Source organism: Trinickia sp. EG282A (assembly GCF_040965455.1).
GTDB classification, from domain to species: Bacteria; Pseudomonadota; Gammaproteobacteria; order Burkholderiales; family Burkholderiaceae; genus Trinickia; species Trinickia symbiotica.
The window spans coordinates 1,166,576-1,179,536 of sequence record NZ_JBFRCC010000001.1; the positions used below are offsets into that span (position 1 = coordinate 1,166,576).

13 protein-coding genes and 1 tRNA gene are annotated in these 12,961 nt (G+C 62.8%); 10 read left to right on the top strand and 4 right to left on the bottom strand.

The features are described 5' to 3' along the window. Positions 1 to 16: 16 nt before the first annotated feature. The 4 genes from AB4Y31_RS05395 to AB4Y31_RS05410 form a co-directional block, all read right to left on the bottom strand. On the bottom strand, positions 17 to 859 hold the full coding sequence (locus AB4Y31_RS05395) for a UDP-2,3-diacylglucosamine diphosphatase (RefSeq protein ID WP_368673008.1): 843 nt from the start codon (positions 857 to 859) through the stop codon (positions 17 to 19). Continuing rightward, positions 856 to 1,350 (bottom strand): peptidylprolyl isomerase, encoded by a 495-nt coding sequence (locus tag AB4Y31_RS05400; protein WP_368673009.1) that lies wholly within the window; start codon positions 1,348 to 1,350, stop codon positions 856 to 858. Before AB4Y31_RS05400 ends, AB4Y31_RS05395 begins: the two co-directional genes overlap by 4 nt. A gap of 81 nt (positions 1,351 to 1,431) precedes the next feature. Beyond that, positions 1,432 to 2,013, bottom strand: coding sequence for a peptidylprolyl isomerase (locus AB4Y31_RS05405; RefSeq protein WP_368673010.1), 582 nt, complete (start codon positions 2,011 to 2,013; stop codon positions 1,432 to 1,434). A 36-nt stretch (positions 2,014 to 2,049) separates the two neighbouring features. Beyond that, entirely contained in the window at positions 2,050 to 2,784 is a 735-nt protein-coding gene (locus AB4Y31_RS05410; RefSeq protein ID WP_368673011.1) for a tetratricopeptide repeat protein, read from the bottom strand. A gap of 204 nt (positions 2,785 to 2,988) precedes the next feature. Between AB4Y31_RS05410 and cysS the strand changes: the two genes are divergently transcribed. The 10 genes from cysS to antB all read left to right on the top strand — a co-directional run bounded on the left by cysS (position 2,989) and on the right by antB (position 12,947). Next, the gene (cysS, locus tag AB4Y31_RS05415; protein WP_368673012.1) at positions 2,989 to 4,383 is read left to right on the top strand and encodes a cysteine--tRNA ligase; all 1,395 of its coding nucleotides are present in this window, start codon (positions 2,989 to 2,991) and stop codon (positions 4,381 to 4,383) included. A 37-nt stretch (positions 4,384 to 4,420) separates the two neighbouring features. Then, a complete protein-coding gene (locus tag AB4Y31_RS05420; RefSeq protein WP_368673013.1) occupies positions 4,421 to 5,359 on the top strand; it encodes a DNA-3-methyladenine glycosylase in 939 nt (312 codons plus the stop codon). 95 nt (positions 5,360 to 5,454) lie between these two features. After that, complete coding sequence (locus tag AB4Y31_RS05425) at positions 5,455 to 6,426, top strand: acetyl-CoA carboxylase carboxyltransferase subunit alpha (RefSeq protein WP_368673014.1); 972 nt, start codon at positions 5,455 to 5,457, stop codon at positions 6,424 to 6,426. Positions 6,427 to 6,484: 58 nt separating this feature from the next. After that, a complete protein-coding gene (tilS, locus tag AB4Y31_RS05430) occupies positions 6,485 to 7,942 on the top strand; it encodes a tRNA lysidine(34) synthetase TilS (RefSeq protein ID WP_368673015.1) in 1,458 nt (485 codons plus the stop codon). 363 nt (positions 7,943 to 8,305) lie between these two features. Next, positions 8,306 to 9,556: an aspartate kinase gene (locus AB4Y31_RS05435; protein ID WP_368673016.1), complete on the top strand. Its 1,251-nt coding sequence runs from the start codon at positions 8,306 to 8,308 to the stop codon at positions 9,554 to 9,556. A 185-nt stretch (positions 9,557 to 9,741) separates the two neighbouring features. After that, positions 9,742 to 9,835 (top strand) — tRNA-Ser (locus AB4Y31_RS05440). Positions 9,836 to 10,040: 205 nt separating this feature from the next. Beyond that, the gene (locus tag AB4Y31_RS05445; protein ID WP_018444059.1) at positions 10,041 to 10,319 is read left to right on the top strand and encodes a hypothetical protein; all 279 of its coding nucleotides are present in this window, start codon (positions 10,041 to 10,043) and stop codon (positions 10,317 to 10,319) included. Then, positions 10,316 to 10,741, top strand: coding sequence for a PIN domain-containing protein (locus AB4Y31_RS05450; RefSeq protein ID WP_368673017.1), 426 nt, complete (start codon positions 10,316 to 10,318; stop codon positions 10,739 to 10,741). The genes AB4Y31_RS05445 and AB4Y31_RS05450 overlap by 4 nt, the downstream gene beginning before the upstream one ends. A 295-nt stretch (positions 10,742 to 11,036) precedes the next feature. After that, on the top strand, positions 11,037 to 12,446 hold the full coding sequence (antA, locus tag AB4Y31_RS05455; protein ID WP_368673018.1) for an anthranilate 1,2-dioxygenase large subunit: 1,410 nt from the start codon (positions 11,037 to 11,039) through the stop codon (positions 12,444 to 12,446). A 3-nt stretch (positions 12,447 to 12,449) separates the two neighbouring features. Continuing rightward, the gene (gene antB / locus AB4Y31_RS05460; RefSeq protein ID WP_368673019.1) at positions 12,450 to 12,947 is read left to right on the top strand and encodes an anthranilate 1,2-dioxygenase small subunit; all 498 of its coding nucleotides are present in this window, start codon (positions 12,450 to 12,452) and stop codon (positions 12,945 to 12,947) included. Positions 12,948 to 12,961: the final 14 nt, after the last annotated feature.

Here is a 12,961-nt window from a genome sequence, read left to right on the forward strand (position 1 = left end):
TGCCCGTCGGCGCATTTCAGTCGAGCGGGAGAACGTGGATGCCCTCGGCATCGATGCGCAAATAGCCGCCGCGCCGCGTGCCGTGATCGAGGTCCCAGTCGGGCAGCACCCAGCGTGTGCCCCCTCGTTCATCGTGGCGTGCGGGCCGATGCGTATGCCCGTGGATCATCGTCGTCGTTTTGCTCGACTTGAACAATGCGGCGACGCTTTCGCTCGTGACGTCGTAAAGCGGGGAAGGCGGCCGGCTCCTGCCGGCGTCGCTCGTCGTGCGCATCCGTTCGGCGAGCGCTCGACGCCACCTGAGCGGCCAGGCGAGAAAGAGCAACTGAACCGCGCGCCAGCGCGCGAATCGCCGAAACGTCTGGTATTTGTGGTCGGCGGTGCATAGCGCATCGCCATGCGCGAGCACGATGCGCGAGCCGAATGCCGTCATCACGAATGGGTCGGGCAGCCAGATCGCGCCGGCCGCGCGCATGAACCGCTTGCCGAGCAGAAAGTCGCGGTTGCCGTGCATCACATAAAGCGCGATGCCGCGCTCGGAAAGCGTATGCAGGACGGCCGCGACGCGGGCGGCGAATGGGTCCACCTTCAGCGTATCGTCGCCGATCCAGTAGTCGAAGAGGTCTCCGAGCACGAAGACGGAATCGGCGCTATCGGCCGTGACGAGCATGAAGTGCTCGAAGGCGGCGACCGTGCGCGGAATGGCGGGACTCAGGTGCAAATCCGAGATGAAGAGCAGCGGGCGCGGCGCATGACCGCGCGTGCGGCCGTGCTCGTGCGGCACGGTCGCTTCGTTGCTGCGGGGCGGCGCGTCGTGGCGCGCCGTAATCCCCGCGTCCCGGAAGATGCTTGTGCTCAATCGACGACGACCGCTTTTTCGATGATGACATCGTCGACGGGCACATCCTGATGAAAGCCCTTCGAGCCCGTCTTCACCTTCTTGATCTTCTCGACTACGTCGAGCCCTTCGACGACCTTCCCGAACACGGCATAGCCCCAGCCCTGCGGCGTGGGCGCGGAGTGGTTGAGGAAGTCGTTGTCGTTCACGTTGATGAAGAACTGTGCCGTGGCCGAATGTGGATCGTTCGTGCGCGCCATCGCGATCGAGCCCTTGACGTTCTTCAGGCCATTGTTGGCTTCGTTGTCGATCGGGGCGTCGGTCGGCTTTTGCTTCATGCCGGCCTCGAAGCCGCCGCCCTGAATCATGAAGCCGTCGATGACGCGGTGAAACACGGTGTTGTCATAGTGACCTTTCCTCACATAGTTCAGAAAGTTCTCCACCGTCTTCGGTGCTTTCTCCGCGTCCAGTTCGAGCTTGATGACGCCGTAGTTCGTATGCAGTTCGACCATGATGAAATTCCTTGCCTTGAAAGTGCCGTAAAAAAGAGGCATTGAGCAGGCCGGCATCTTGCGCCGGCCGGGTAGGGGCCGCTATTGGGAAACGACGCTCGCCGATTCGATCACGATCGGCTTTTGCGGCACATCGGCCATCGGGCCGCGCGTCGTGGTGGGCGTGCCCTCGATCTTCTTCACGACGTCCATGCCCGAGACGACCTTGCCGAACACCGCATAACCGTTGCCGTCCGGGTTCGGATAATCGAGCCCCGCGTTGTCGACGGTATTGATGAAGAACTGATCGGTTGCCGAGTTCGGGTCGCTCGTGCGCGCCATCGCTATCGTACCCACTGCATTTTTCAGACCGTTGCGGCTCTCGATCGGGATCGGCGCGCGCGTCGGCTTTTCTTGAAAGGTCTGGGTGTAGCCCCCGCCCTGAATCATGAAGCCGGGAATCACGCGATGAAAGATCGTGCCGTTGTACTGACCTGACTTCACGTAGTCGAGAAAGTTGGCGACCGTCTTCGGCGCTTTGTCCGGATAGAGTTCGAGGCGAATGTCGCCGTCGCTGGTTTTCAGGAGCACTTGCGGATGCGCGGCGGTCGCGGCCGTTTGCGCGAGCGCGGACGTGCTCGCGATCAGAGCGGCGCTGCCGAGCGCCAACCAAAAGCGTTTCATGGACATCCTCATCGTTGGGAAGAAATGAATCCCGTCTCAGTTCGAAGGGGCGACGTAGGGAGCAGCGGGAAATGCCCCATTCGCGCCGCCTCCAAACGAAGGCGTCGGCGGAGGCGGAACGGCTGGCTGCGCGGCCGAGGCGCCTGTCGTCTGAGCGTGCCGCGTCGTGATGGCGGATGGCTGCGCGACGATCTTCTCGACGGCGGCAAGACGCTCGCTCGTGGCGACGCTCGTATGGCCGACGCTTTGTGCGCGCTTGTAAGCCGCGGCGGCGAGCCGCAGATAGAGATCGCCGAGGTTTTCGTAGGCGAGGCCAAAGGAAGGGTTCGCCTTCACGGCCGTCTCCAGCGCCGCGCGCGCTTCTTCATAGCGGCCGTGCTTCGCATAGAGCGCGGCGAGATTGTTGTAAGGCTCGGGAAGCTCGGGATACGCCTGAGTCAATTCGACGAATTGCTCGATCGCATCGTCGTCGCGGCCGAGGTGCGCGAGCACGGTGCCGCGCTTGAACTTCGCCTGCGCATCGCGCGGGTTCGACTTGATCCGCGCATCGAGATCGGCGAGGGCCGCATTCCAATTCCGTGCCGCGATCGACGCATCGATTTGCGGTGTGTCGTCGGTCGTCACTTGCGCCGCTTGCGCATGCGCGGGCGCACTCGGCGACGCCGCGAGAGCGAAGCCGAGCACGGCCGTCGCGGCGAGGGCCGCTGTCCGTTGCATGCGGCCGCTGTAAGGTTTCATAGGCTCAGGTCTGGATGTTATACTCCGGCCCATTCTAACAAAACGTTTGCTCGTTTCCTCGAACGAGCGAACTCCTCCGCCTAGTCGTGGTCGTCTTTCGCCTCGATCGCAGCTCGAAGCGGCGCATGACGGTGCGAACCCGCACCGGCGCGTTGCGAACGGAGGCGCTCGAGCGTTCTCGCGAGGCGCCTCGCACGTCGCCAAGTGCGGAATGCTCGGGGCTCACGCATCGTCTCTATGGAATCACTGCGCATCTACAACACGCTCGCGCGTGAAAAGCAACTGTTCGAGCCGCGCCGTGCAGGCGAAGTGCGGATGTATGTCTGCGGGATAACCGTATACGACTACTGCCATATCGGCCATGCGCGCATGTTGATCGTGTTCGATGTCGTGCAGCGCTGGTTGCGTGCGCTTGGATACCAAGTGACATACGTGCGCAACATTACCGATATCGACGACAAAATCATTCGCCGCGCCGTCGAAAACGGCGAAACGATCAAGGCGCTGACCGATCGTTTCATCGCGGCGATGCACGCGGATGCCGATGCGCTCGGCGTCGCGCGCCCCGACATCGAGCCGCGCGCGACCGACTACATTCCGCAGATGCTCGGCATGATCGAGAAGCTCGAGGCGAACGGTTATGCCTATCAGGCGACGGATGGCGACGTCAACTATGCCGTGCGCAAGTTCGCCCGCTATGGCGCGCTTTCGGGCAAGTCGCTCGAGGATCTGCGCGCCGGCGAGCGCGTCGCCGCCAACGAGGCGAAGGAAGATCCGCTCGACTTCGTGCTGTGGAAGCGCGCGAAGGCCGACGAGCCGGCGGGTGCGAGCTGGGAGTCGAAGTATGGACCGGGACGGCCCGGTTGGCACATCGAGTGCTCGGCGATGAGCTGCGCGCTGCTCGGCGAGCATTTCGATCTGCACGGCGGCGGGCAGGATTTACAGTTTCCGCACCACGAAAACGAGATCGCGCAAACCGAAGGGGCGACGGGCGAAACGTTCGTCGACTACTGGATGCATAACGGGTTCGTGCAGATCGACAACGAGAAGATGTCGAAGTCGCTCGGCAATTTCTTCACGATTCGCGAGGTGATCGCGAAATACGATCCCGAGGTCGTTCGCTTTTTCATCGCCCGCGCACATTACCGTTCGCCGCTCAATTACAGCGACGTTCACCTCGACGATGCGCGCGCGGCGCTCACGCGTCTTTACACCGCGCTGAAGGACGTGAGCCCCGACGAGGGCGCGCTCGATTGGAGCGAAGACCACGCCGCGCGTTTTCGCGCGGCAATGAACGACGACTTCAATACGCCCGTTGCGGTAGCGGTGTTGTTCGAGCTTGCCAACGTCGTGAATCGTACGCAGGACCGCGCGCTCGCGCGCCAGCTTCGCGCATTGGCGGCGACGCTCGGGCTGCTCGGCCGTGAACCGCGGGCATTCTTGCAGCAAGGGGCGGGCGACGTCGGGGTCGTGATCGACGAGGCGGCGATCGAGCAGAAGATCGCCGAACGCGCCGCCGCGAAGCGGGCGAAGAACTATGCCGAGGCAGACCGGATTCGGGCCGAGTTGCTCGAAGCCGGCGTTGCGCTCGAAGACAAACCGGGCGGGCTCACGGAGTGGCGCCGCGTATGAACGTGCGTCGCGAAACGCGCTACCGCCGGGAGGCATGATGGCAACGGCCAGAAAGACGCCAGTCAAGCGCGCCGCGCCGCAACGAGCCGCGGCGACGAAAAACGCAGCGAGAAAGCGCGCGACGAAAGAGACGCGCGCATCGGTGAGCCCGAACGGCGCGGCTGAGCCGAAGCCGAAGCTATCGGCGGCGCGCGCGACGAAGACGAAGGGCAACGGTTCGGCGGTGCCCGATTCGGGCAGCGGCGTCCAGGCGTTCGTGCGCGATGGGACGCGCGACGGCGAAATCGTCCGCAAGACGCGCGCCGGTTCGAGTGCAGAGGCCGCTGTTCCCGTACAGATCGGCGGTTTGCAGCCGGAGGTCGCGCGACCGACTTATTGGGATCGCGCCTGCGCCGACCTCGTAAAGCGCGATCGCATCCTCAAGCGCCTCATTCCGAAATTCGGCCCGGTCCATTTGATCAACGGTGGCGACCCATTCGTCACGCTTGCCCGTTCGGTTGTCGGTCAACAGATCTCCGTGCCCTCGGCGCAGGCCATGTGGGAACGCATCGAGCAGGCGTGCCCGCGGCTCGCGCCGCAACAGTTCATCAGGCTGGGGCAGGAGCGGCTCATCGGATGCGGGTTGTCCAAGCGCAAGTCCGAGTACCTGATCGATCTCGCGCAGCACTTCGTTTCGGGCGCGCTGCACGTCGACAAATGGATGTCGATGGAAGACGAGGCCGTCATCGCCGAGCTCACCCAGATTCGGGGCATTGGCCGCTGGACGGCGGAGATGTTCCTCATCTTCAACCTGTCTCGCCCCGACGTCCTTCCGCTCGACGACCTCGGCCTCATTCGTGCGATCAGCGTCAATTACTTCAGCGGGGAGCCGGTGACGCGCAGCGAGGCACGCGAGGTGGCGGCGAATTGGGAGCCGTGGCGTACGGTAGCCACCTGGTACATGTGGCGCAGCCTCGACGGCGCGCCCGAGCAGTGACCTATTAGGATTGTGGGCTGATAGTTTCGACCGATGCCGCGGCGCGTGGCGGCGGTTAGAATACGCGCTGCCGAAAGTCCCCAGGATTGGAACATATGAAAACGACGTTTCTGGATTTCGAACAGCCAATTGCCGAACTCGAGGCAAAAATCGAAGAACTGCGTTTCGTGCAGGACGACTCGGCTGTCGATATCTCGGAAGAAATCGAGCGGCTCTCGAAGAAGAGCCAGCAATTGACCAAGGATCTGTACGCGAACCTGACGCCATGGCAGGTTTCGCAGATCGCCCGGCATCCGCAACGCCCGTACACGCTCGATTACGTCAACGAAATCTTCACCGACTTTCACGAGTTGCATGGCGATCGGGCTTTCGCCGATGACCAGTCGATCGTCGGCGGCATGGCGCGCTTCAACGGCCACCCGTGCATGATCATCGGTCACCAGAAGGGGCGCGACACGAAAGAGCGTGCCGCGCGCAATTTCGGCATGCCGCGTCCCGAGGGCTATCGCAAGGCCGAGCGGCTGATGCGCCTGGCGGAGAAATTCGGACTGCCGATTTTCACGTTCGTCGACACGCCGGGCGCCTACCCGGGCGTCGGCGCCGAGGAGCGTGGACAGTCGGAGGCGATCGGCCACAATCTGTATGTCATGGCTGAGCTGAAGACGCCGATCATCGCGACAGTGATCGGTGAAGGGGGCTCGGGCGGCGCACTGGCGATTGCCGTGGCCGACAGCCTGCTCATGCTGCAGTTCTCGACGTATTCGGTGATTTCGCCCGAAGGCTGCGCCTCCATTCTGTGGAAGAGCGCGGCGAAGGCGCCCGAAGCAGCCGAGGCGCTCGGGTTGACGGCCCATCGCCTGAAGGCGCTCGGCCTCATCGACAAGATCGTCAACGAGCCGCTCGGCGGCGCGCATCGCGACGTGAAGGGAATGGCTGCGCTGCTGCGCCGCGCGCTTTCCGATACGCTGCGCCAGTTCCAGGGCATGAGCGTGCAGGATTTGCGCGAGCGCCGCTTCCAGCGGCTCATGTCCTACGGCAAGTTCAAGGAATCGATGCCCGGCGCATGAGACGCGCCGCGCACGCCCCAGTGCGTCTCGTCGCGTCCTTCCGCTAGCGACGAAAGCCATGATTTCATCTACCGACTCCGCCGCCGAGCACGTCATTTTCGACGCGCTCGGCGGTTTGCTTTCCGCGATGCCGTCCGATGCACGGATCGCCATCGCGTTCAGCGGCGGCCTCGATTCGAGCGTGCTGCTCGATGCGGCGGTCCGCGTGGCGGGAGCGCACCGCTGCATCGCCTTGCACATTCATCACGGGTTGAGCCCGAATGCCGAGCGATGGCTTGTCCATTGCGAGGCCACGGCTCGCGCGCTTGGCGCCGGCTTCGATGCCGAGCGCGTCGACTTGCGGCGCGAGATGGGAATGAGCATCGAAGCGGTTGCGCGCGAGGCGCGCTATCGAGCACTCGACGCCATGTGCGCGCGCCACGGCGTGGCCGCACTCTGGCTGGCGCATCATGCCGACGATCAGGCCGAAACCGTGCTATTGCAGTTGCTGCGCGGCGCCGGCGTGGCAGGCCTCGCGGCGATGGCGCCGCATCGCGTCGACAACGTGGCCGCCATTCCTCGCGTGCGGCCGTTGCTGCATTTGCTGCGAGCGCAGCTTGAACGCTATGCGCGCTCGCGCGGCCTGCGCTGGATCGAGGACGAATCGAATGCCGACACGCGCTACGCGCGCAACGCATTGCGTCACGACGTGATACCGGCGCTGACGATACATTTTCCGGGCTTTCGCGACGCGCTCGCGCGCACGGCCGCCCATGCAGCGACCGCTCAGCGCTTGCTCGATGAACTCGCCGCGATCGATTTGGGCACGATCGCGCGAGACGATGGACGCTCATTGTCGCGCGAGGCGCTGCTCGCGCTCGACGGCGCGCGCGCGATGAACGCGATGCGCGGATGGATGCGTGCGGCCGGGTTCCCGGTGCCGTCAGCCGCGCGACTGACGGACATGCTGCGCCAATTGCGCGAGGCGCGCGCCGAGCATGCATTGCGAATCGAGCACGCGGGACGTTGCCTGCGCCTCTATCGCGACTCGATCTATTGGGAGAACGACGATCGGCATGCGTCGCCTGAGGCCGCCGCCGCGAATCCCGTGGAGCATGTGATCAAGGAGCCGACGACGCTCGCTTGGCGCGGCCAGGAAGTATGGCGGCTCCCGCAATGGCGCGGCTCGCTCGTTTTCGTTCCGGTGCCGCCCGGCGAGATGCCGAACGATACGGTGGCGGAAACGCTGCTCGAGAGTTCGCCGCTCACGGCGCGCCCACGCATGGGGGGCGAACGCATGCGTCGCGCGCCGGGCGCGCCGGCTCGCACGCTGAAGAACCTGTTCCAGGAATCGGGGGTGCCCGCCTGGCAGCGCGACGTGCCGCTCGTTTATCTTGGCGACCGGCTGCTGTTTGTGCCGTTTCTAGGTATCAACGGCGCGTTCGTCGCTGCCGCGCCCGCGGCGGACGAGGAGAGGGCGGCCGCGAGCGGGCCACGTCGCCGCCTGGAATGGCGTGCCGATTTGCTCATCGCATAGCGTCGATCGTCGGCCTGGCGCCACTCCGAGCAGTGTCGCACCCCGTCGCCGACCGCCCGTGCGGCTTGTTTTTTCAGCGTCGATCGAGTACTCTCGAACGCTTGTCCGACCCGCTTTAGCACCCATTTGCGGCCGTTTGCGCGCTTTTTTCACAGCAGTGACGCAGTCGGCTGCATTTTGCTTGTGCGGCAGATGTGGCATTGAGCCGTGGCGCATTCGAACGAACCGTGCGCTTCACGTCTACCCCCGCCGCCACGTTACGTCGTCGTCCTGCGCTCACGAGGCCGCGTGGCCGATCGGCACGCCCGAGCTTCGAGCCATTAGCGCGTCGGCGCCGTTATTCCTCAAGTTCAAAACGACACAATGGCACTCATCGTACATAAATACGGCGGCACCTCGATGGGCTCGGTGGAGCGCATCAAGAACGTCGCCAAGCGTGTCGCGAAGTGGCACAAGGCGGGCCATAAGTTGGTCGTCGTGCCATCGGCGATGTCCGGCGAAACGAATCGCCTGCTCGCGCTCGCGAAGGAAATCTCGAGCCAGCCCGATCCGCGCGAACTCGACGTGATTGCATCGACGGGCGAGCAGGTGAGCGTCGGCCTGCTATCGATCGCTTTGCAGGAAGCCGGCGTCGAAGCCGTCAGCTACGCCGGTTGGCAAGTGCCGATCAAGACCGATAGCGCATTCACGAAGGCACGGATCAGCGAGATCGAAAGCGAGCGCATCATGCGCGATCTCGACGAAGGTAAGGTCGTCGTCATCACGGGCTTTCAGGGCGTCGATCCGGAGGGCCATATCACCACGCTCGGGCGCGGCGGTTCCGATACGTCGGCCGTCGCCGTCGCCGCGGCGCTCGAAGCGGACGAATGCCTGATCTTCACGGACGTGGACGGCGTTTATACGACTGACCCGCGTGTCGTCGAAGAGGCGCGCCGGCTCGATCGCGTAACGTTCGAAGAGATGCTCGAGATGGCGAGTCTCGGCTCGAAAGTGCTGCAGATCCGCTCGGTGGAATTCGCGGGCAAATATCGCGTGAAGACACGCGTGCTGTCGAGCCTGACCGATCCGATGATCCCGCTCGAACAGGAAATGACCTCGGGCACGCTGATCACTTTTGAAGAAGACGAGACCATGGAAAAAGCAGTCATCTCAGGCATCGCGTTTCAGCGCGACGAGGCCCGTATCGCGGTGAGGGGCGTGCCCGACAAGCCGGGCATCGCTTATCAGATTCTCGGCCCTGTCGCCGACGCGAACATCGACGTCGACATGATCATTCAGAACACCAGCGTGCAAGGCAAGACCGATTTCACGTTCACCGTCGGCCGCGGCGACTATCAGCGCGCGATGGACATTCTGCTGAACCAGGTCAAGGGCCACGTGAGCGCCGAGGAAGTCGTCGGCGATCCGAAGGTGTCGAAGGTATCGGTCGTTGGGGTCGGGATGCGCTCCCATGTGGGCATCGCGAGCAAGATGTTCCGGACGTTGTCGGAAGAGGGGATCAACATCCAGATGATCTCGACCTCCGAGATCAAGATCTCGGTGCTCATCGACGAGAAGTACATGGAGCTCGCCGTGCGCGCGCTGCATAAGGCGTTCGAGCTCGAACAGGCTTGAGTATGCGGTTGTCATGTCGCCGTCACGGCGGCGTCATGAAAGATGGGGCGGGGGCGAGTCGAGAGAGGCGCTGCAGAGCCATGCGATGTGGGGGAAAATTTGCATCGCACGAATTGACCTGCGTAACCATTCCCGTTATCATCTTGGACTCGTCGCGCTGCCTCCCGGCGCCGACGAAGTTTTTGGGAGACGTGGCCGAGAGGTCGAAGGCACTCCCCTGCTAAGGGAGCATCTGGGCCAAAACCTGGATCGAGGGTTCGAATCCCTCCGTCTCCGCCAGTACTTAGGTATATGGCGGTGGAAACCCCGCAGAGTCTAGGCTCTGCGGGGTTTTTCTTTGCCTGGCGATTTTTTGAGTCCGGCTAGGAGTACGACGATCAACCTCGGTGAGTCTCCGCGCGCGTGCTGCCTTGTTCTTGCTTCGCTGATGGAGTAGGATTGTGTACACACAGATTCACAAGTTGCCAAACTCAGGGGCGACGATATGGAAACGATCAAGGTTGGGATTCGCGAATTCCGGGCCGATTTGGCCGACTACATTGCGTCGAGTACACCCGTCGCCGTCACGCGGCATGGGCAGACGGTCGGCTATTTCATTCCGGCGCAAGGACAGAGCGAGGGAGACGTTGCAGCACTGAAGAAGGCGAGCAAGGCGTTGGATCGGCTCCTTGCCGAGCGCGGCGTCGATGTGGAGGAGGTGGTATCTGACTTCAAGGCGGCTCGGAGGCCGGCTGGTGCGCGTAAGAAACCCAAGGCCGCATGACTAGAAAATCGATCGTTCTTGATGCGAACATCCTGATTCGCGCTGTCCTCGGCCGCCGCGTACGCGACCTGGTCCTCGAGAATGCGCCCGACGTCGGTTTCTTCGCCCCCGACGTCGCGTACGCCGATGCTAGAAAGTATTTGCCGCCGCTGCTCAAAAAGCGAGGCATTCCGGGCGATTCCGCCGTCCTCGTGCTCGACAGCCTGGAAACGATCGTGCACGCGGTTGATGCTGGTGCTTACCAGAGTATGAAGGAGCAGGCACTCCAACGAATTGGTGTCAGAGATGCCGATGACTGGCCCGTCCTCGCATGCGCGATGGTTCTCGGCTGCCCAGTATGGACCGAAGATGCGGACTTTTTCGGCACTGGCGTGGCAACGTGGACAACCGATCGCGTTGCGCTTTATTTTGCATCGAACTGACCACCGAGTCGTAGTGTCGGCCCGGTGTGACGGCGCCGAAGCGATCTGATGCGAATCCGACGTATGCCTGCCGGCCGAACAGGTCCCCGCCTTTCAGCAGCTTTCCGTTCTTCCGGTGCGGTCGTGCCGGGACTCGCGCGCGTCCAGCTGACTCACACCGCGTAAAGCAGTTGCGTAGACAGGCCGAGCGCAGGAGCAAAAAAAGCGGATAGCGAACGGCCATCAGACGGATAGCGCCTGGCCGCCATCGGGTATTCAATCGAGTCCACCAAGGACCTGATCGCAAGACCGCTGAATGGCAGGAGGAGGACCTATCGTGAGCGCAGAGAACATCACATCGCAATGGCAGCAATTCATTGGCGGATGCCTCGACTTCCGTCCGGCCGAGGGCGTCTATCGCATTGCGCGAGAGATGTTTACCGAACCGCAACTGTTCGACTTGGAGATGGAGTTTATCTTCGAAAAGAACTGGATTTACGCCTGCCACGAGAGCGAGATTCCCCAGCCGCACGACTTCGTGACGATGCGTGCGGGTCGCCAACCGATGATCATCTCGCGCGATGGCAACGGTCAGCTCAACGCCATGATCAACGCCTGTCAGCATCGCGGTGCAACGCTCACGCGTATGGGCAAGGGCAATCAGTCGACTTTCACGTGCCCGTTCCACGCCTGGTGCTACAAGAGCGACGGACGCCTCGTGAAGGTCAAGGCTCCCGGCGAGTACTGCGACGACTTCGACAAATCTACGCGTGGCCTCAAGAAGGCGCGCATCGCGAGCTATAAGGGCTTCGTTTTCGTGAGTCTCGACGTGGGAGGGACAGACACGCTCGAAGACTACCTGGGCGACGCACGAGTGTTTCTCGACATGATGGTCGCGCAATCGCCCACGGGCGAACTGGAAGTGCTGCCGGGCAAGTCCACGTACACCTATGAAGGAAACTGGAAGTTGCAAAACGAGAATGGCCTCGACGGCTATCACGTGAGCACCGTCCACTACAACTACGTCGCCACGGTGCAGCATCGGCAGGACGCGAACGCGAAGAAGGGCGGCGCGACCAACGGGACGCTCGACTACAGCAAGCTAGGCGCAGGTGACGCGGATACCGATGACGGCTGGTTCGCTTTCAGGAACGGCCATAGCGTACTGTTCAGCGACATGCCGAACCCCGGCGTGCGTCCGGGCTATGCCACCGTCATGCCGCGCCTCGTCGAGGCATACGGTCAGCAGAAAGCCGAGTGGATGATGCATCGGCTACGTAACTTGAACGTCTATCCGAGCCTCTTTTTCATGGATCAGATCAGCTCGCAACTGCGCATCGTGCGTCCGGTCGCCTGGAACAAGACGGAAGTCATCAGCCAGTGCATCGGCGTAAAAGGCGAATCGGACGAACATCGCGAAAACCGCATTCGCCAGTTTGAAGACTTCTTCAATGTTTCGGGAATGGGCACGCCCGACGATCTCGTGGAATTCCGTGAGCAGCAGCGCGGCTTCCAGGCGCGCCTCGAGCGCTGGAGCGACATTTCGCGCGGCCACCAGAAGTGGGTGGCGGGCGAAACGGCAAATACGCGGCTGCTCGGCATTGCACCTGTGCTGTGCGGTACGGAGCTGACGCACGAGGGGCTTTACGTCAATCAGCACGGCGCCTGGCAGGCGTTTCTCATGAAGGGCCTCGCGCAACAACCCAACGTCGGCAAGGAGGCTTGAATCATGGCCGTCACGCATACGCTGCAACAATCGGTCGAGCAGTTTCTGTATCGCAAGGCCGAGCTTTGCGATGCGCAAAACTGGGACGAGTACCTCGAACTGTTCGACCAACACAGCGAATTTCATGTGCCTCAATGGGACTCCGAGCACGTGTACACGACCGACCCTAAGCGCAGCATGTCGCTGATCTACTATGCGAGCCGCGCGGGGCTCGAGGATCGTGTGTTCCGGCTGCGCACGGGAAAGTCAGCAGCGTCCACGCCGCTGCCGCGTACGCTGCATCAGATCACCAACGTGCGTATCGCCGAGTGCGAGCACGGCGAGTTGGAGGTGAAGGCCAACTGGGCGACCTTTTACGCGCGGCACGGCGTGGCTGAGCACTTCTTTGGGCACGCCACCTACCAGCTGCGCCCGGCGGGCGAGAGCTGGAAGATCGCGCGCAAGCACGTGCTGCTGCTGAACGACACGATCAACGCCGTGCTCGATTTCTATCATCTGTAAGCGGGAGAGCGCGC

Coding starts and splice junctions, on each gene's coding strand:
- antB (WP_368673019.1), top strand. CDS start 12,450: ATGGCCGTCACGCATACGCTGCAACAATCGGTCGAGCAGTTTCTGTAT.
- tilS (WP_368673015.1), top strand. CDS start 6,485: ATGATTTCATCTACCGACTCCGCCGCCGAGCACGTCATTTTCGACGCG.
- AB4Y31_RS05435 (WP_368673016.1), top strand. CDS start 8,306: ATGGCACTCATCGTACATAAATACGGCGGCACCTCGATGGGCTCGGTG.
- AB4Y31_RS05425 (WP_368673014.1), top strand. CDS start 5,455: ATGAAAACGACGTTTCTGGATTTCGAACAGCCAATTGCCGAACTCGAG.
- AB4Y31_RS05400 (WP_368673009.1), bottom strand. CDS start 1,350: ATGGTCGAACTGCATACGAACTACGGCGTCATCAAGCTCGAACTGGAC.
- AB4Y31_RS05420 (WP_368673013.1), top strand. CDS start 4,421: ATGGCAACGGCCAGAAAGACGCCAGTCAAGCGCGCCGCGCCGCAACGA.
- AB4Y31_RS05450 (WP_368673017.1), top strand. CDS start 10,316: ATGACTAGAAAATCGATCGTTCTTGATGCGAACATCCTGATTCGCGCT.
- antA (WP_368673018.1), top strand. CDS start 11,037: ATGGCAGGAGGAGGACCTATCGTGAGCGCAGAGAACATCACATCGCAA.
- AB4Y31_RS05405 (WP_368673010.1), bottom strand. CDS start 2,013: ATGAAACGCTTTTGGTTGGCGCTCGGCAGCGCCGCTCTGATCGCGAGC.
- AB4Y31_RS05410 (WP_368673011.1), bottom strand. CDS start 2,784: ATGGGCCGGAGTATAACATCCAGACCTGAGCCTATGAAACCTTACAGC.
- cysS (WP_368673012.1), top strand. CDS start 2,989: ATGGAATCACTGCGCATCTACAACACGCTCGCGCGTGAAAAGCAACTG.
- AB4Y31_RS05445 (WP_018444059.1), top strand. CDS start 10,041: ATGGAAACGATCAAGGTTGGGATTCGCGAATTCCGGGCCGATTTGGCC.